Below are 17,199 nucleotides of genomic sequence, written 5' to 3'. Positions count from 1 at the left end.
CGGCATCCCCAACAGGAGGCAACGATGCACGCAACGCAATCTTCCGCACAGGCCCGTCCTTGGTGGCGCGAGCCCTGGCCGTGGCTGCTGATGGCAGGGCCGTTCGTCGCCATGGTCGGCTGCGGCGTCACAATCTGGCTGGCGGTGTCGCATCCCGATGCTGTTATTCATGACAACGTCGTGCGGCGCGGTTTGGTCGTTGAAAAGACGGTCGTGACGCCGGCGCATGCCATTCACACGGAGGCCCGATGAAGCGTCGATTGCTGATGTGGATTCTGTGGCCGGCATTTCTGTCGGCCGCGCTGGCTGAGCTGGTGGTCTTCGCGGTGGTCGACCCCGCAGACCTGCGTTTTTTCGGCGAGCAGATCACGGTGTCGACCCAAGCGGTCTACACCGTGTCGTTCTTTGTGTTCTGGTTGTTGTGCGGATTGTCGAGCGCGCTGACGCTCTATGTGTCACCGGGCATTGGCAAGCTGGAAGCGCATGAACACCCGCTCGTCTGAGCGAGCGACATGGAGGGCAGCTTAGGCCGCCTGACCGCTCATGACCTGGCGCAGGCCGGCCAGGTCGATCAGCTTGACGTGGCGTTGGCGGATCTGGATGAGACCCGCTTCGGCAAAGCGCGAGAACAGGCGGCTGACCGTTTCGAGCTTCAGGCCAAGATAGCTGCCGAGTTCTTCGCGGCTCATCCGCAGGACAAACTCGGTCGACGAATATCCACGCTGGGCCGAACGCTTCGAGAGGTTTAGTAGGAACGCTGCGAGACGCTCCTCCGCACGCATGGAGCCCAGCGTGAGCAGCATCAGATGATCCTGCGAAATCTCCTTGCTCATGATGCGCAGGAACTGATGCTGCAGCGAAGGCAGCCGGCGCGAAAGGTGCTGCAACTCGTCGTAGCGCACCACGCAGACTTCGGTATCTTCGAGCGCGGTGGCGTCCGACACGTGGCGCATGTCGCCAATGCCATCGAGCCCGACGATTTCACCCGGCAGGTGGAACCCCGTGATCTGGTGTCGACCGTCTTCAAGCGTCAGATGGGTTTTGAGCGTGCCGAAACGAATGCCATAAACCGCTTCCAGCGGCTCACCCAAGGAATAGAGCGATTGCCCCTTCTTAATTCGGATGCGCTCGCTGACCAAATCGTCCATCTTGCGCACGTCGTCCGAGTTCATTCCCACCGGCAGGCAGATTTGCCCTAGTACGCAGGTGGAGCAACGCGAGGCTTGATCGGTAAGTGCAATTCGAGTGAGCACGGGTGGGGGCGACTGAATTTCGGGAAAGTGAAATGAGTAATTCTTGTGATGCTGCTGCAGCTTATTATAACGGCGACCTTCTTGTCCTCGGACATTTCCGATGCGGCAAAAGGCGTCGATTACGCTTAGTTCGCAACAGTAAAACGAAAACCTTGGTCCATATCAAGAGAGCGTCAGAAAGATGAGTGCCGCAGCGCTTCTGAGCGTTTTCCTGATTGCATTGCTCGGTGGTGTGCATTGTCTGGCGATGTGCAGCGGTATCGCACTCGCGGCCGAGCGTGGAGCTGTGGCGGTGCGGATCGTGTCCCGCCGCCGGCTATGGTTTGAGCAGATCGTCATGCATGCCGGCCGGCTGACCACCTATGCGTTGCTGGGCGCAATCATGGGCGCGATGGGCGCGACCGTCTGGCGCCAGCAATGGCTGCCGATTCAACGCGGCTTGTTTGCCTTCGCTAGCGCATTGCTGGTCGCCTACGGGGTTTTGCTGCTTGTTCGTTCCGCTGGGGATGCGTGGCGCAGTGTGTGGCTTGAGCGCTTGCTTGGCCGCGTGGCAGGTGGCCTGTCTCGAGGGGCCGCCACGCTGGGAAGTCGGCTGCAACGTCAGCCGCCGTTACTACGCCGCTATCTCACTGGCATGGCCTGGGGGCTGGTGCCGTGTGGCATGGTCTACGGCGCATTGGCTGTGGCGTTGTTGGCGGGCAACGCCGCCTCCGGGGCCGTGGTCATGCTCGCTTTTGGTGCCGGTACGCTGCCCAACCTGCTGATGATGTCTGGTCTGGCTGGGTGGCTGCGCGGACTGTCGCGCCAGCGATGGGCGCGGGGCGCGGCCGGCATCGCCATCGCCGGATTTGGGGTCTGGGGGCTGGTTCACGCAATCTGGTTGCCAGAGATGCTTAACGCACACGGATTCTGTCTAGTGCTGTAGGTGTTTAAGGCGCGCGGAAATTGCCATCCGGCCTGGGATGGGTGGCTAGGGCATCTTCCCGGTTGCGGCGTCGCTGGAAATTGCCCTACAATCGACAACAATTCGATTCGCCACCCGCGCAAATCAACAATCCCAAGCGCGGCGCCAAGCGATGCCATCCAGCGGTAGAGTCACCCTGGACAGTCGATTCGGGCAGGCTGCCGTTCTTCTTGGTAGTCGTCCGGTGCAGTATCCGTTCCCATGGCGGCGGAAGAAATTGCCCTTGTGGTGCCTGACCGGCACCGGATCAACTCGCTCCTCCGGCCCTACTTTACGGGCACAGCCACTGCGTTTTGGTGCAGAGTCCAATTGAATTAATTGGCCTTCGCGTGCCGGGCCCGGACGGGCAACAGCATTCAGAAATGCCGCGTGCTTCGCGGCGGGACGACAAACCTCAAGCGTGACGGCGACTGGCCGCGCGCGAGCAATGACGAGCCGCTCAACCCGATGAATACCCAAGAGGCGAAGATCGTCCTCGAAACCGCGCTGATCTGCGCGCAGGACCCGTTGCGAGTCAATGACTTGCGCAAGCTCTTCGACGAAGATGTTTCCGCAGACACCATCCGTGTGCTGCTCGAAGAGCTGCGCCAGGACTGGTTGAATCGCGGTGTCGAACTGGTCGCGCTGGCCTCGGGCTGGCGCCTGCAGAGCCGCCCGGAAATGCGCGTGTATCTCGATCGCCTGCATCCGGAAAAGCCGCCAAAGTATTCGCGCGCCGTGATGGAAACGCTGGCGATCATCGCTTATCGCCAGCCGGTCACCCGCGGTGATATCGAAGACATTCGCGGTGTGACGGTCAACACGCAGGTCATCAAGCAGATTGAAGACCGCGGCTGGATCGAGGTCATCGGTCATCGCGACGTGCCAGGTCGCCCTGCGCTGTATGCGACGACCAAGCAGTTTCTCGACGACCTTGGCTTGCGTTCGCTGGACGAACTGCCGCCGCTTGAAGATGCCCGCGCCCAGGCGCAGGCGAGCCTGCTGGAGCAGGGCGCCATCGAATTCGAGGGCGGTGCAATTGCGGTGGAAGAGCTGACGGCGATGGTCAACGACGCGCCGGAAGGTGCTGAGAGCGTAGCGGCTTCGGCGGAGGACTCTGCCGGATCGCCCGTTGCCGAGGCTTCCGTCGAGGCAATTGCTGAAACGCCAGCGCAGCCCGTTGAGGTTGCGGCGGGTGGCGAGCCAGCGCTGGAAACCGAGTCGCAAACAGTGAATGCGATCGAGGTTGCAACTGAAGACGAGTACAAAACACCGATCGAGCCGCCTGCGGCTCCCGCCAATGAACATTCGTGACGCCATGCCCGCCGCACAGTCGGTGCATGGTCTGAACCCCTAGATTTTTTTGAAGACGTTGTGAGCACCCAGTCAGACTCCATGGATACACGTATGCCGGCCGACGCCGACGCTCAGCCGCCGCGACAAGACGGCGGTGATGGGACTGAGGCCGCGCCTCGTCGCAAGGGATTGCGCCGAGGCTTGCGCAACCTTGTGGCTTCGCGCCGCCAGCAGCAGGACGGCCGCCCTGAGGGGGAAGCTGCTGAGGCGGGTAGTGCGGACGCCGGCCAGCCTGCGCAACCGCGCAAGAGCCGCGCGCCACGGGCACGCAAGCCGAAAGAGGCGGCTGGTGAGCCGGCGACCGTTGCCGCAGAAGGTGCTGCTCCGGCAGAACAGGCGCCAGCAGAAAGCCAGGGGGAGCGACGTGGTCCGCGCGGCCGTTTCGGCAAGAACCGTCGCCGTCAAGGCGAAGGCCAACCGGCGGAACGCGCCGAGCGCAGCGAACGTACGGAAGGCGCTGGCGACAAGAATGCCGGCGGTCGTGGCAAGCAGCCGAACCGCAATGGCAAACCGCAGGGCAAGGCTGGCGGCCAGACCCAGAATCGAGGGGGCAAGGGGCTGAAGAGCGGTAAGGGCTCCGAAGACGTCTTCCAATACGTGATTTCCGGCGCGTACGATTCGGAGGTTGACGCTGGAGGTGCATCGCAGCCCCCCAAGGTGCGCGAACTGACCTCCGACGACGACGCTCCCAAACTGCACAAAATCCTGGCTGATGCCGGGCTTGGCTCGCGCCGCGACATGGAAGACCTGATCCTGCAAGGTCGCGTCTCCGTGAACGGCCTGCCGGCCCACATCGGCCAACGCATTCTCGCGACCGATCAGGTGCGCGTGAATGGCAAGCTGATCCAACGCAAGCTGCCGAACAAGCCGCCGCGCGTGCTGCTGTATCACAAGCCGGCCGGTGAAATCGTGAGCCAGTCCGATCCGGAAGGCCGTCCGACCGTGTTCGACGCGTTGCCACGCATGAAGACGGGCAAGTGGGTTGCAGTCGGCCGCCTCGACTTCAATACCGAGGGCCTGCTGATTTTCACGACCTCCGGCGACATCGCCAACCGGTTCATGCACCCGCGCTATGGCGTTGAGCGTGAATACGCGGTGCGTACGCTGGGTGAGCTGGCCGAAACTGACCGTCAGAAGCTCTTGCACGGCATCCCGCTTCAGGATGGCGAAGCCAACTTCCTGCGCTGCGTCGATGGCGGCGGCGAAGGTGTCAACCACTGGTACCACGTCGCCCTGACCGAGGGGCGTAACCGCGAAGTGCGGCGCATGTTCGAAGCGGTCAACCTGACCGTGTCGCGCCTGATCCGTACGCGCTATGGCAGCTTCGTATTGCCACGCGGGCTTAAGCGAGGGCGCTGGCAGGAAGTGTCGGCCGACGATGTGCGTACGCTGATGGGCACGCTGGGCATGAAGGTGCCGACGGCCAGTTCTGGCGGTGGGCAAGACCGCCAGGGCAATCGTCGCCGTGGGCCCGCGCCGGTGTTGATGGGGCCGATGTCGTCCGGTTTTGCGGGGGAAGCCAACTTCCAGTCGCGCGGTATGGGCGTTGAGAACGGTAATCGCGCGCAACCCGCGCAGCGCCGTCCGTCGAGCCCGCGTCAGCCCGATCCGATGCAAACGTCCATGGGCTACATCAATGTGGGCGGTCCCACCACGCTGACAGCGCGCACCCGTATGGGTGAGCGCCCGAATGGCCGCGGCGGCGCGGCCGGCGGCGGTGGTATGCGTGATGGCAATCGCGCGCCCGGCAGCAAGCGCCCCGGAAAGAGTGGTGGTGGTGTCCCGAGTGGCAATAAGGCGCCGCGCGGTGGTAGCAAACGCGGCGGTAAGCGTTAAAAATGCGGGTGTTGTGTGCGGCGTTCGTCGCAACGCCCCATTTTGTGGCGGCTTCTAGGCAATTTTTGCGTTTTGCCTCGAAACGTATTACAATAAGAGTCTAATCAAAAGTCATCCTGCAGAAGATGGGCGAATGATATGGGCGTTGCGCCCATTTTTTTTTGCTTCCGCAGGTTGGTCATACCGGGAAATTCTTCAGGAAAAACGTGCATTTGACTGATCTGATTGAGAAAACCCTCACCGCCATGGGTTACGAGCTGGTGGAAGTGGAGCGCGCGCCCGCCGGGCTGCTGCGCGTGTATATCGATCAGGCAGAGAACGGCATCGTCATTGAAGATTGCGAAAAAGTGAGCCATCAGCTCACGCGCGTGTTCGAAGTTGAAAGCGTCAACTACGAACGGTTGGAAGTGTCGTCGCCCGGGCTGGACCGCCCGCTGCGCACGCTTGCCGACTTCACGCGCTTCGCCGGCCTTGAGGTCAAGGTGACGTTGCGTCTGCCGGTGGGCGGGCAAAAGAATTTCACGGGAATCATTCAGGCTCCGACGGGCGAGCCAGGCCAGGAACGAATCGGCCTTGAGTTTGAGGGCAAGGAAGGCCCCGCGCTGCTGGAATTCACGCTGTCGGAACTCGACCGCGCCCGGCTGGTGCCTGTGCTGGACTTCAAAGGAAATCGAAACAAAGGGAACAAGCAATGAGCCGCGAAGTTCTGTTGCTCGTCGATGCGCTTGCGCGCGAAAAAAACGTCGACAAGGATGTGGTGTTCGGGGCGTTGGAGGCCGCATTGGCTTCCGCGACCAAGAAGCGCTTTGAAGAAGACGTGGATGTGCGCGTGGCGATCGACCGTGAGTCGGGCGAACACGAAACCTTCCGTCGCTGGCTCGTCGTTCCCGACGATGCAGGCCTGCAGGAACCGGACAAGCAGATTCTGCTGTTCGAAGCCAAGGAGCAAAATCCTGACCTCGATGTCGACGACTTCGTCGAAGAGCAGATCGAGTCGGTCGAGTTCGGCCGCATTGGCGCGCAGGCTGCCAAGCAGGTGATCCTGCAACGCATTCGCGATGCCGAGCGGGAGCAGATCCTGAACGATTACCTGGATCGTGGCGAGAAGGTCATGACCGGCACGATCAAGCGCGCCGACAAGAAGGGCCTGATCGTTGAAACCGGCCGCGTCGAGGCGCTGCTGGCCCGCGACCAGATGATCCCGAAGGAAAATTTGCGCACGGGCGACCGCGTCCGCGCGTACATCTTGAATGTCGACCGCACCGCACGCGGCCCGCAGATCGAGCTTTCGCGCACCTGCCCAGAGTTCCTGATCAAGCTCTTCGAAAACGAAGTGCCGGAAATGGAACAGGGCCTGTTGGAGATCAAGGCCGCCGCGCGCGATCCTGGCGTGCGTGCGAAAATCGCGGTCGTTGCGCACGACAAGCGTATTGACCCGATTGGCACCTGCGTTGGCGTGCGCGGCACCCGCGTGACGGCTGTGCGTAACGAAGTTGGCGGCGAGGCTGTGGACATCGTGCTGTGGTCGGAAGACCCGGCGCAGTTTGTGATCGGTGCGCTGGCGCCGGCGCAAGTGCAGTCCATCGTCGTGGACGAGGAAAAGCACAGCATGGACGTGGTGGTCGACGAGGAAAACCTCGCCGTGGCCATCGGCCGTAGCGGCCAGAATGTTCGCTTGGCGTCGGAGTTGACCGGCTGGCAGATCAACATCATGACGCCGGCAGAGTCTGCGCAGAAGCAGGCAGAAGAAAGCTCAGTCGTTCGCCAGTTGTTCATGGCGAAGCTGGACGTGGACGAAGAGGTTGCCGACATCCTGATCGAAGAGGGCTTCAGCTCGCTCGAGGAAGTGGCTTACGTGCCGCTGCAGGAAATGATGGAAATCGAAGCGTTCGACGAAGACACCGTCAACGAGCTGCGCAACCGCGCTCGGGACGTGCTGTTGACGATGGAGCTGGCGAAGGAAGAAAAGGTCGAGAAGGTATCGCAAGACCTGCGCGACCTCGAGGGGCTGACCCCGGAGCTGATCGGCAAGCTGGCCGAGGGGAACATCCAGACGCGTGACGACTTGGCCGAGCTGGCCGTGGACGAATTGGTCGAGATGACCGGCGTCGACGAAGAACAAGCCAAGGCGCTGATCATGAAGGCGCGTGAACACTGGTTTTCGTGAGTCGCATAAGCGTTGATCGTTTATCGCAATTCTCACTGAAACCAAGCATCGAAAGGGTTTGAATGGCAAGCACAACAGTTGCCCAACTCGCTGGCGAATTGAACCGTAGCGCATCAGCGCTGCTGGAACAATTGCAAGCCGCGGGCGTGCAAAAGGCGACGCCGGAAGACGTCATCACCGAATCGGACAAGACCCGACTGCTCGACTATCTCAAGCGAGCACACGGCAGCGCCGAGGATGGCGCGCGCAAGAAGATCACGATCACCAAACGCGAAACCAGCGAAATCCGCCAAGCGGATGCCACCGGCAAGACGCGTACCGTGCAAGTGGAAGTTAAGAAGAAGCGCGTGCTGGTCAAGCGTGATGAGCCGAACGCGGCACAGGCTGAATCGGAGGCCGCAGAAGCTGCACCGGTGGTCGATGCCGAGGAAGTTGCGCGTCGCGAGGAAGAACAGCGCCGCCAGGCCGAATTGCTAGCCCGGCAGGAAGCCGAGCTGAAGGCGCGCCAGGAAGCGATGGAGCGCGAGGAGGCTGAGCGTCGCGCCCGCCAGGAAGCAGCGGAAGCCGAGCAGAAACGCCAGGCTGAACTTGCTGCCAAGAAGGCGGAAGAAGAAGCCGTTGCAGCCCGCGCTGCCGCTGAAGCGTCGGACGAAGCCCCGCGCCGCAAGGCCGAGGAAGACGCCGCACGTCTGGCAACCGAGCGCGAAGCCGCGCAGAAGGCTGCTGACGAAGCGCGCGTTGCTGCCGACAAGATCAAGGCCGAGGAAGACGCCGCTCGCAAGCGTCGCGAAGCTGCTGAAGCCGAAGCCCGCGCCATCCGCGAGATGATGAGCGCCCCGGCTCGCGTGCTGAAGACGCCCGCCGAGCGTAAGGCTGAAGAGGTCAAGAAGGCCGAGCAGTTGGGCACGCTGCACAAGCCGGTCAAGCCGGCTGGCGAAGCACGCCCGGCTGCGGCTGCCAAGAAGCCGGCTGCTCCGGCACCTGCCGCTGCTGCACCGAGTTCGCCTACGGGTGACAAGAAGGGCGGTCGTGGCAAGTCGGGTTGGCAAGACGACAACCGTGGTGGCAAGCGTGGTGGCCTGAAGACGCGCGGCGACACCGGCGGCGGTGCCGACGGTTGGCGCTCCGGCTCCAAGGGCGGCCGCAACCGCCATGGCGACGACAACCGCAATGCCTTCCAGGCACCAACCGAGCCGGTCGTGCGTGAAGTGCATGTGCCGGAAACCATCTCTGTGGCCGATCTGGCGCACAAGATGTCAGTCAAGGCCGCCGAAGTCATCAAGCAGATGATGAAGCTTGGCCAGATGGTCACGATCAACCAGGTGCTGGACCAGGAGACCGCGATGATCGTGGTCGAAGAAATGGGCCACCAGGCGGTCGCGGCCAAGCTGGATGATCCGGAAGCGCTGCTGATTGGCGGCGTGGAAGAACCGACGAATGCCGAGGCAGAAACCCGTCCGCCGGTCGTGACCGTCATGGGTCACGTTGACCACGGCAAGACCTCGCTGCTGGACTACATCCGTCGTGCCAAGGTTGCGGCAGGCGAAGCCGGCGGCATCACGCAGCACATCGGCGCATATCACGTCGAAACCGATCGCGGCGTCATCACCTTCCTGGACACCCCGGGTCACGAGGCCTTCACGGCTATGCGTGCACGTGGTGCCAAGGCAACCGACATCGTGATTCTGGTGGTGGCTGCCGACGACGGCGTCATGCCGCAGACGAAGGAAGCCATCGCCCATGCGAAGGCGGCCAAGGTGCCCATCGTGGTGGCGATCACCAAGGTCGACAAGCCCGAAGCCAACCCCGACCGCGTCAAGCAGGAGCTGGTGGCTGAGAGCGTGATTCCGGAAGAGTACGGTGGCGATGTGCCGTTCGTGCCGGTGTCCGCCAAGACTGGCGAAGGTATCGACAGCCTGCTCGAAAACGTGCTGCTGCAGGCCGAAGTGCTGGAACTGAAGGCGCCGGTCAATGCGCCGGCCAAGGGCCTGGTGGTGGAAGCGCAGTTGGACAAGGGCAAGGGTCCGATCGCTACGGTGCTCGTGCAGAGCGGTACGCTCAAGCGCGGCGACGTGGTGCTCGCGGGCACGGCCTATGGTCGCGTGCGCGCCATGCTGGACGAAAACGGCAAGCCGGCCAAGGAAGCTGGCCCGTCGATCCCGGTGGAAATCCAGGGTCTGTCGGAAGTGCCGGGCGCCGGCGAAGAAGTGCTGGTGCTGCCGGACGAGCGCAAGGCACGCGAAATCGCGCTGTTCCGCCAAGGCAAGTTCCGTGACGTGAAGCTGGCGCGCCAACAGGCTGCCAAGCTGGAAAACATGCTGGAACAGATGAGCGAAGGCGATGTGAAGTCGCTGCCGCTGATCATCAAGGCAGACGTTCAGGGTTCGCAGGAAGCATTGGTGCACTCGCTGCAGAAACTGTCGACCGACGAAGTGCGCGTACAAGTTGTGCACGCCGCCGTGGGTGGCATCACCGAGTCGGACGTCAACCTGGCAACCGCGTCGAAGGCCGTCATCATCGGCTTCAATACGCGGGCCGATGCGGGCGCACGTAAGCTGGCCGAGCATCAGGGCATCGACATCCGCTACTACAACATCATCTATGACGCTGTGGATGAGGTGAAGGCGGCGATGTCGGGCATGCTCTCGCCGGAAAAGCGCGAAGAGACGACGGGCCTTGTCGAGGTACGCCAAGTCTTCCACGTGCCGAAGGTTGGCGCCGTCGCCGGCTGTATGGTGCTGGACGGTTTCGTCAAGCGCAATTCGTTGGTGCGGGTGCTGCGTGCGAACGTGGTTATCTTCTCGGGCGAACTCGATTCACTCAAGCGCTTCAAGGACGATGTGAAGGAAGTGAAGCAAGGCTTCGAGTGCGGCCTGTCGATCAAGAACTTCAACGACGTTCAAGAAGGCGATCAACTCGAGGTCTACGAGATCACCGAGGTGGCGCGTACGCTGTAATACGTTAGCCGGACGCTTCGGTGTCCGGCTCGACTTTGCGACGGTGGCCCGGGCGCGTCCCGCGCCACCGTTTTGTCTTTTTGGGCCGCGCCGGCGTGTGCTGGCGGCGCCCATGTGAGGAACACACTATGCCGAAGAAATCGGGATCGGCCGCTGGCCGCAACGTGCGCATCGCCGATCAGATCCAGCGTGATCTGGCCGAATTGATCCAGCGCGAAATCAAGAACCCGGCGATGGGCCTGGTGACGCTGCAATCCGTGACGCTCACGCCTGACTACGCGCACGCCAAAATCTACTTTACGGTGCTAGGTGCTGAGCCGGAAGTTGCCGGCGCCATTCTGAACGAGAAGGCGGGCTACCTGCATTCACTGTTGTTCAAGCGCCTGCACATCCACACGGTGCCGACGCTGCATTTCCACTTTGATGGTTCGGTCGAGCGCGGTATCGAGATGTCGCGTCTGATCGATGAGGCCAACGCCACGCGTGCCAAAGACGATTGAAATGGCCGAGCAACATGTGCCCGCGCCACAAAAGCCACCGCGCCGCGATGTGCATGGCGTGCTGCTGCTGGACAAGCCGATCGGCTGGTCGAGCAACGATGCGCTGATTCGCGCTAAGCGCCTGCTGTGGGCAAAGAAGGCGGGGCATACCGGCACGCTCGATCCGCTGGCTACGGGCTTGCTGCCGCTGTGCTTTGGTGAGGCGACCAAGTTCTCGCAGGATTTGCTCGATGCAGACAAGACGTACGAAACCGTCGTGCGTCTTGGTATCAAGACGAGTACCGCAGACGCGGAAGGCGAGGTGTTGAACGAGCGCCCGGTATCGGTCACGCCCGAGCAACTGCAGGCAGCCATCGCGCGCTTTGTCGGCGAGATCGACCAGGTGCCGCCGATGCACTCTGCGCTGAAGAAGGACGGCAAGCCCTTGTACGAGTACGCGCGTGCGGGTCAGACCGTGGAACGCGCTGCGCGGCGGGTAACGATTCACGCGATCGATGTGCTGGCGACGGATCTAGAGTCGACGGAGCCGACGATCACGTTGCGCGTGTCATGCAGCAAGGGAACGTACATCCGCACGTTGGGTGAAGACATTGGCGAGGCGCTGGGCTGCGGCGGGCATCTGGTTGCGCTGCGTCGCACGCAGGTCGGCAACCTGACACTGAACGGCGCCGTGACGCTCGAATCGCTGGATGCAGCCCCTGACGATGCCCGCGCCGCATTGCTGGCGCCAGTCGATGCGCTGTTGCAGACGCTGCCGCGTGTGGAGTTGGATGCGGAAGAGAGCCGCCGCTTCCTGCATGGTCAGCGCTTGCCGTTGCGATTGGCGTTGCCGAACGCAGATCAGGTACGCGTGTACGGCGTGCGTGAGACGATAGAGGCGGGCGCCGCGGCGTCGCTGCTCGGAGTGGCTGCTTGGCAAGATGGTGTGCTGCGACCGGGGCGGCTCGTGCATCTTTAAGCCGATCGACCGGCAAACAAAAAAGCCACGCAGCTACGCGTGGCTTTTTTGTTTGCTCGATGTTGGATCAGTGCGCGCCAGCTGCCGCTTCAGCACCGGCCGCCGACTTCGCCGGCTTGGTCAGCCAGATGAAGACGATCAGCACGATAAACAGCACCGCAGAAATCCAGAAGATATCGTTGGCGCCCAACATTGCGGCTTGCTGCGAGATCACGCGTTCGATCACGCCATTGGCCTGCAGGTTGGGCATGCCCAGTTGCGTGTACTGGTTGATCGACGACGCATAGGCAGGGTTGTAAGGATTCACGTGCTCGACAAGCTGCGCGTGGTGGAGGGCAGAGCGGTTGTCCCACACCGTGGTCGAGATCGATGCACCGATGCCGCCGAACATGATCCGCACGAAGTTCGACAGACCCGAGGCCGCCGGAATCCGCTCGGGCCGCAGGCCCGACAGGATGATCGATGTGAGCGGGATGAAGAACATCGCCATGGCAGCGCCCTGGATCAGCGTGGGAATCATCAGCGTCCACGTGTCCACTTGCACGGTGAAGCGCGAGCGCATCCAGAACACCAGCGCGAAGGTAACGAACGCCGTGGTCGCCACCCAGCGTGCATCCATCTTCGGCAGGTTCTTGCCGATCACGGGCGACAGGATGATGGCGAAGATACCCACCGGCGCCATGATCAGGCCCGCATCCGTGGCGGTGTAGCCCACGATGGTCTGCAGCCATAGCGGCAGGATCACCAGGTTGCCGAAGAACAGTCCGTACGCCACCGAGATGGCAACGACCCCCGCGCTGAAGTTGCGGCCCTTGAACAGCGTCAGGTCCACCACGGGGTGATCTTCGGTCAGCTCCCACACCAGGAAGAACGCGAAGCCCACGATGGCAACGACCGTCAGCACCACAACCTCGGTCGAATTGAACCAGTCGAGTTCTTTGCCGCGATCGAGCATCAACTGAAGCGAGCCCACCCACAGGATCAATAGCGCCAGGCCGATCTTGTCGATCGGCAGCAAGCGTGTCGGCGATTCACGGTCCCTGTAGATGACCCACGTTGCGTACGCAGCCAGGATGCCCACCGGGATGTTGATGTAGAAGATCCACGGCCAGCTCATATTGTCTGAGATCCAGCCGCCGAAGATCGGCCCCATGATCGGCGCGACCAGCGTGGTCATGCCCCATAGCGCCAATGCCATCGAGCTTTTGGCGGGCGGATATGTCGACAGCAGCAGCGATTGCGACAGTGGAATCATCGGGCCTGCCACAGCGCCCTGGATGATCCGGGCGGCGATCAGCATGCCCATATTGGGCGCCAGTCCGCACGCCCACGACGACAGTACGAACAGCAGAATGGACGTGACGAACAGGCGCACCTGCCCGAAACGCTGCGTCAGCCACCCCGTGAGCGGCACCGAGATGGCGTTGGCAACCGCAAACGAGGTGATGACCCACGTGCCCTGGTTCGGGGCCACGCCCAGGTCGCCCGAAATTGCCGGGATCGACACGTTGGCGATGGACGAATCCAGCACGTTCATGAAGGTGGCCAGCGACAGCGCGACCGTACCGATCGCCAGTTTGGCGCCAGTCAGTGGCTGCAGCGGCTTGGGCGCGGCGGTTGCCATGCGTCAGACCTTGGGTGCGGGTTGCGAAGCGCGCGGACTCGTTGCAGCCGGCACGTTGGTGGCGGCCGGTGCATTAGCGCCGCCGCGGCCGGCGTTGGCGGTGATGATGCTGGCAATGACCTGGTCGGCGTCTTTTCCGGCCTGGTCGTACACCGTCGTTTGCAGCGGCGAAGCCGTCGGCGCGGTGGCCAGGCTTTGACCACCTTCGTCATGGATGTCGACCTTGGCTTCCATCGACAGGCCCACGCGCAGCGGATGGTCCTTCAGTTCCTTCGGGTCGAGCGACACGCGCACCGGCAGGCGTTGCACCACCTTGATCCAGTTGCCAGTAGCGTTCTGTGCCGGCAGCAGCGAGAACGCCGAGCCCGTACCCGCCGAGAAACCCACCACCTTGCCGTGATACGTCACGCTGCTGCCATACACGTCGGCCACCAGTTCAACCGGCTGACCCACGCGCATGTGGCGCACCTGGACTTCCTTGAAATTGGCGTCCACCCAGAGCTGGTCCAGAGGCACGATGGCCATCAGCGGCGTGCCCGGCGCGACGCGCTGGCCGACCTGCACCGAACGCTTGGCCACGTAGCCCGTGACCGATGCCGGCAGGCTGGTACGCGCATAGGCGAGGTAAGCCTCGCGGACCTTGGCGGCAGCCTGCAACACGTTCGGGTGACGGTCCAGCGTGGTCTGTTCGGTCAGCACGCGGTTGCCCTGCAGTTGTTCCTTGGCGGCTTCCAGTGCGGATTGGGCAGCCTGCACAGCGGTTTGTGCGTGCGAGATTTCTTCTTGCGACACGGCGCCCGTACCGGCGATCTGCTTGCGGCGGGCCAAGTCGTCCTTCGCCTTGGCGAGATCGCTCTCGCGCATGGCCAGCGTGGCGGTGAATGCGCTGGTGTTCGAGTACAGCGTACGCACCTGGCGCACCGTCTGCGCGAGCGCGGCTTCAGCCTGCTCCAGCGCGACGCGCGCATCGGCACGATCCAGCTCAATCACGGGCTGGCCGGAGGTGACGAGTTGCGTGTCATCGGCGCGAATGGCGACCACGGTGCCTGCCACCTGCGGCGTCACCTGGACCACGTTGCCTTGCACGTAGGCATCGTCGGTCGACTCGAACCAGCGGCCGTACAGGCCCCAGTAGACGCCGTAGCCGACGCCGGCAACCACCAGTGCGGCGGCCAGCGTGGTCAGCATGCGCTTGCGGTTTCCATTGGTATTGCCGTTGCCGGTGGGCGTTGCCGCGGGGGCTGCGGACGGAGCGGCTTGGGGCTTGTTGTCACTCATGATGTTGGCTCGAAAGAATGCGTTGGAACGGTCGGTTCAGTTCAATTCAATTCAGTACAGGTCAGCCATGCGATGCGGTAGCCTCGGGCTTGATGCCGGGGAGGTCTTCTGCCGTATAGCCGCCGCCGAGGGCCTTGATGAGGGCCATCTGCGCATCGAGTCGGCGTGCCTGCAGATCGGTCGCGAGCTTGCGTTGCTGCAACACGGTCGTCTCCGCGTTCAGCACGACCAGTTGTGTACCAAGGCCGGCGCTGTAGCGGGTGCGGGCGAGGCTGTAGGCGCGCTCAGCTTCGCTCAAGGCGGTGCGCTGGATGGCGATCTGCGAGTCGATGCTGTGCAGCGTGGTGATCTGGTCCGCGGTGTCGTGCAGGGCTTCGGTTAGCGTCTGGTTGTAGCTCGCGACAGCGGCGTCATAGTTGGCGTACTTGCCGCGCAGGTTGGCGCGCAGCTTGCCGCCCTGGAAGATCGGGAGCTTGAGCGCCGGACCGATGCCGAGCTGACGCGATGCGCCAAGCAGCAGGTTTTCCGGCGCAATCGAAGCCAGCCCCAGGAATGCGGTCAGGCTGATATCCGGCAGGAACTCCGCCTTGGCGACGTCGATATCCTTCGACGCGGCTTCCACGCGCCAGCGTGCGGCCACGAGATCCGGGCGACGACCGATCAGGTCGATGGTCAGGTTGTTAGGCAGCTTGGGCGTGGCTTGCGCGAGCAGCGTCGGGCGCGTGATCGCGAGGCCGCGGTCCGGGCCCTTGCCCAGCAGCGCGGCCAGTTGGTTGCGTGCCAGCGTGATCTGCTCGTCGACCTGTTCAAATTCCGTCTGCGCGGCGGCCACGTTGGCGCGAGCCTGCGTGGTTTCAACTTGCGTATCGAGCCCCGCACGCAAGCGTTGGCCTGCGAGGTTGGTCAAATCCTTGCGCTGCACGATTGCACGTTCGGCCACGTCGCGCTGCGCGTAGAGCGCGGCCAGCTTTGCGTAGGTGCGTGCCACCGTGGTCGACAGCACCAGTCGCGAAGCCTGGCTTTCCGCTTCCATCGATTTGTCGTCGGACAGCGCAGCTTCCAGCGCGGAGCGATTCTTGCCCCAGAAATCCAGGTCGTAGCTCACGCCAAGCTGGATCTTCGATTCCGTGAACCACCGGCCAGCGAGCGGCGTGCCTTCAAACATGTCGTATTCCGACAGGCGCTGGCGTGTCATGTCGGCATCGAGCCCGACGCTCGGATACAGATTGCCGCGCACCACATCGGCCATCGCACGCGAAGCGCGCACGCGAGCAAAGGCGACTTGCAGGTTCGGGTTGTCCTTGATGGCCTCGTCCACCAGTGCGCGCAGTTGCGGATCGTTGAACTGATCGACCCAGTTCTGCGACGGCCACTGGCCGCCCTGCGAGGGCAACGATTGCGCGCTCGCCAACTGGCCCGGCGTTGTCAGCGTCTGCGTGCTGCGCGAATTGCCGAGGTTTGCGCAACCGGCCAGCACAGCCAGCGTCACGGCGGAAAGCGCCACGCCCAGGCGCGCCGGCCATTGCGCGCGCGGACTGCCGGCGCGGCTTAGGGGCGAAAATGCCTGAGGGGCGGAGTTCGAGGCGTTCATGTTGTTTGATGGGTCAAGCGATCAAGAGGGGCGGAAAGCGTTCGGTGCTGCGGGTGCAATTCAGGCAGAGCAGCGTCAGTGACCGGCGGGGCGTACGCGATGCCCCTCCGTTGCGGCACCGTTGTCGAGAATGCGCTTGAGGAGCTCGCGCAGCGTATCGACGTCGCCCGGCGTGAAGCCGGCAAAGAAACGATTCAGCACGTGCGTATAGATGGCTGGCATGCGGTCGGCCAAGTCACGGCCGGCTTGGGTCACCTCCAGATGCACGACGCGGCGGTCGGACTCGCTGCGCACGCGCTCGATCAGGCCACGCTTTTCCATGCGGCTGAGCATGCGCGTGAGCGAACCGATGTCGGTGTTCAATTCGCGGCCGAGGTCGGTGGCGGTTTGGCATCGGCCGTTGGCGAGAAGCACCAGGCAACTGGCCTGGGAATGCGTCACATCCATCGCGGCAACTTCCTGCTCGATGGCCATGGACAGCGCCGTCTTGGCGCGCCCCACGAGGTAGCCCACGCTTTCGCACATGCGGTAGTCCTCCACCCGGAAGAGGGTTCCGGCAGCAACTTCGGTGGCGGGTCTTGTCTGTTCGGACATCTTATGTATGCACAATCATTGTCCGGACAAATATACGAATTGGCGCAGCAAACAGCAAGGTACTGAATGTGTGATTCCAGTTTAGGAAATAATGAGTGATTCAGTAATCACTCAGACATCGCTCCCTTATCGATTCTTCACT

15 protein-coding genes are annotated in these 17,199 nt (G+C 62.8%); 10 read left to right on the top strand and 5 right to left on the bottom strand.

Annotated features, from left to right (window positions below; all coding sequences use genetic code 11):
* Positions 1 to 24: 24 nt before the first annotated feature.
* On the top strand, positions 25 to 252 hold the full coding sequence (locus tag DOD19_RS08450; protein WP_024975920.1) for a FixH family protein: 228 nt from the start codon (positions 25 to 27) through the stop codon (positions 250 to 252).
* Complete coding sequence (locus tag DOD19_RS08445; protein ID WP_092971415.1) at positions 249 to 503, top strand: hypothetical protein; 255 nt, start codon at positions 249 to 251, stop codon at positions 501 to 503. The genes DOD19_RS08450 and DOD19_RS08445 overlap by 4 nt, the downstream gene beginning before the upstream one ends.
* A gap of 21 nt (positions 504 to 524) precedes the next feature.
* Here the strand turns inward: DOD19_RS08445 and fnr are convergent, their stop codons facing one another.
* Positions 525 to 1,253: a fumarate/nitrate reduction transcriptional regulator Fnr gene (gene fnr / locus DOD19_RS08440; protein WP_080693650.1), complete on the bottom strand. Its 729-nt coding sequence runs from the start codon at positions 1,251 to 1,253 to the stop codon at positions 525 to 527.
* A 181-nt stretch (positions 1,254 to 1,434) separates the two neighbouring features.
* On the opposite strand from fnr, the gene DOD19_RS08435 reads away from it, so the two are divergent.
* From DOD19_RS08435 to truB, 8 genes are all read left to right on the top strand, one after another.
* Complete coding sequence (locus DOD19_RS08435; protein ID WP_112185107.1) at positions 1,435 to 2,178, top strand: sulfite exporter TauE/SafE family protein; 744 nt, start codon at positions 1,435 to 1,437, stop codon at positions 2,176 to 2,178.
* A 486-nt stretch (positions 2,179 to 2,664) separates the two neighbouring features.
* The gene (gene scpB, locus DOD19_RS08430; protein ID WP_112185986.1) at positions 2,665 to 3,510 is read left to right on the top strand and encodes an SMC-Scp complex subunit ScpB; all 846 of its coding nucleotides are present in this window, start codon (positions 2,665 to 2,667) and stop codon (positions 3,508 to 3,510) included.
* Between the two features lie 93 nt (positions 3,511 to 3,603).
* Positions 3,604 to 5,388, top strand: coding sequence for a pseudouridine synthase (locus DOD19_RS08425; protein WP_112185105.1), 1,785 nt, complete (start codon positions 3,604 to 3,606; stop codon positions 5,386 to 5,388).
* Between the two features lie 206 nt (positions 5,389 to 5,594).
* Entirely contained in the window at positions 5,595 to 6,083 is a 489-nt protein-coding gene (gene rimP, locus DOD19_RS08420) for a ribosome maturation factor RimP (protein ID WP_112185103.1), read from the top strand.
* On the top strand, positions 6,080 to 7,555 hold the full coding sequence (gene nusA, locus DOD19_RS08415; RefSeq protein WP_024975915.1) for a transcription termination factor NusA: 1,476 nt from the start codon (positions 6,080 to 6,082) through the stop codon (positions 7,553 to 7,555). Before rimP ends, nusA begins: the two co-directional genes overlap by 4 nt.
* A gap of 62 nt (positions 7,556 to 7,617) precedes the next feature.
* On the top strand, positions 7,618 to 10,512 hold the full coding sequence (infB, locus tag DOD19_RS08410; RefSeq protein ID WP_024975914.1) for a translation initiation factor IF-2: 2,895 nt from the start codon (positions 7,618 to 7,620) through the stop codon (positions 10,510 to 10,512).
* A 128-nt stretch (positions 10,513 to 10,640) separates the two neighbouring features.
* Positions 10,641 to 11,012 carry a 30S ribosome-binding factor RbfA gene (gene rbfA / locus DOD19_RS08405; RefSeq protein ID WP_004626422.1) on the top strand — a complete coding sequence of 124 codons (372 nt, stop codon included), beginning with the start codon at positions 10,641 to 10,643 and terminating at the stop codon, positions 11,010 to 11,012.
* A gap of 1 nt (position 11,013) precedes the next feature.
* Positions 11,014 to 11,970 (top strand): tRNA pseudouridine(55) synthase TruB, encoded by a 957-nt coding sequence (gene truB, locus DOD19_RS08400; RefSeq protein ID WP_112185101.1) that lies wholly within the window; start codon positions 11,014 to 11,016, stop codon positions 11,968 to 11,970.
* Positions 11,971 to 12,037: 67 nt separating this feature from the next.
* Here the strand turns inward: truB and DOD19_RS08395 are convergent, their stop codons facing one another.
* The 4 genes from DOD19_RS08395 to DOD19_RS08380 all read right to left on the bottom strand — a co-directional run bounded on the left by DOD19_RS08395 (position 12,038) and on the right by DOD19_RS08380 (position 17,057).
* Positions 12,038 to 13,594 (bottom strand): DHA2 family efflux MFS transporter permease subunit, encoded by a 1,557-nt coding sequence (locus tag DOD19_RS08395; RefSeq protein WP_024975912.1) that lies wholly within the window; start codon positions 13,592 to 13,594, stop codon positions 12,038 to 12,040.
* 3 nt (positions 13,595 to 13,597) lie between these two features.
* Positions 13,598 to 14,872, bottom strand: coding sequence for an HlyD family efflux transporter periplasmic adaptor subunit (locus DOD19_RS08390; RefSeq protein ID WP_024975911.1), 1,275 nt, complete (start codon positions 14,870 to 14,872; stop codon positions 13,598 to 13,600).
* A gap of 61 nt (positions 14,873 to 14,933) precedes the next feature.
* Complete coding sequence (locus DOD19_RS08385) at positions 14,934 to 16,463, bottom strand: AdeC/AdeK/OprM family multidrug efflux complex outer membrane factor (RefSeq protein WP_112185099.1); 1,530 nt, start codon at positions 16,461 to 16,463, stop codon at positions 14,934 to 14,936.
* Positions 16,464 to 16,538: 75 nt separating this feature from the next.
* Positions 16,539 to 17,057, bottom strand: a complete 519-nt coding sequence (locus DOD19_RS08380; protein ID WP_175537105.1) for a MarR family transcriptional regulator — start codon at positions 17,055 to 17,057, stop codon at positions 16,539 to 16,541.
* Between the last annotated feature and the right edge of the window lie 142 nt (positions 17,058 to 17,199).

The sequence above is a fragment of the Ralstonia sp. GX3-BWBA genome, from assembly GCF_003290055.1.
Taxonomy (GTDB): domain Bacteria; phylum Pseudomonadota; class Gammaproteobacteria; order Burkholderiales; family Burkholderiaceae; genus Ralstonia; species Ralstonia holmesii.
The sequence above is the reverse complement of the archived record's forward strand: the minus strand, read 5'-3'. Positions and strand labels throughout refer to the sequence as shown.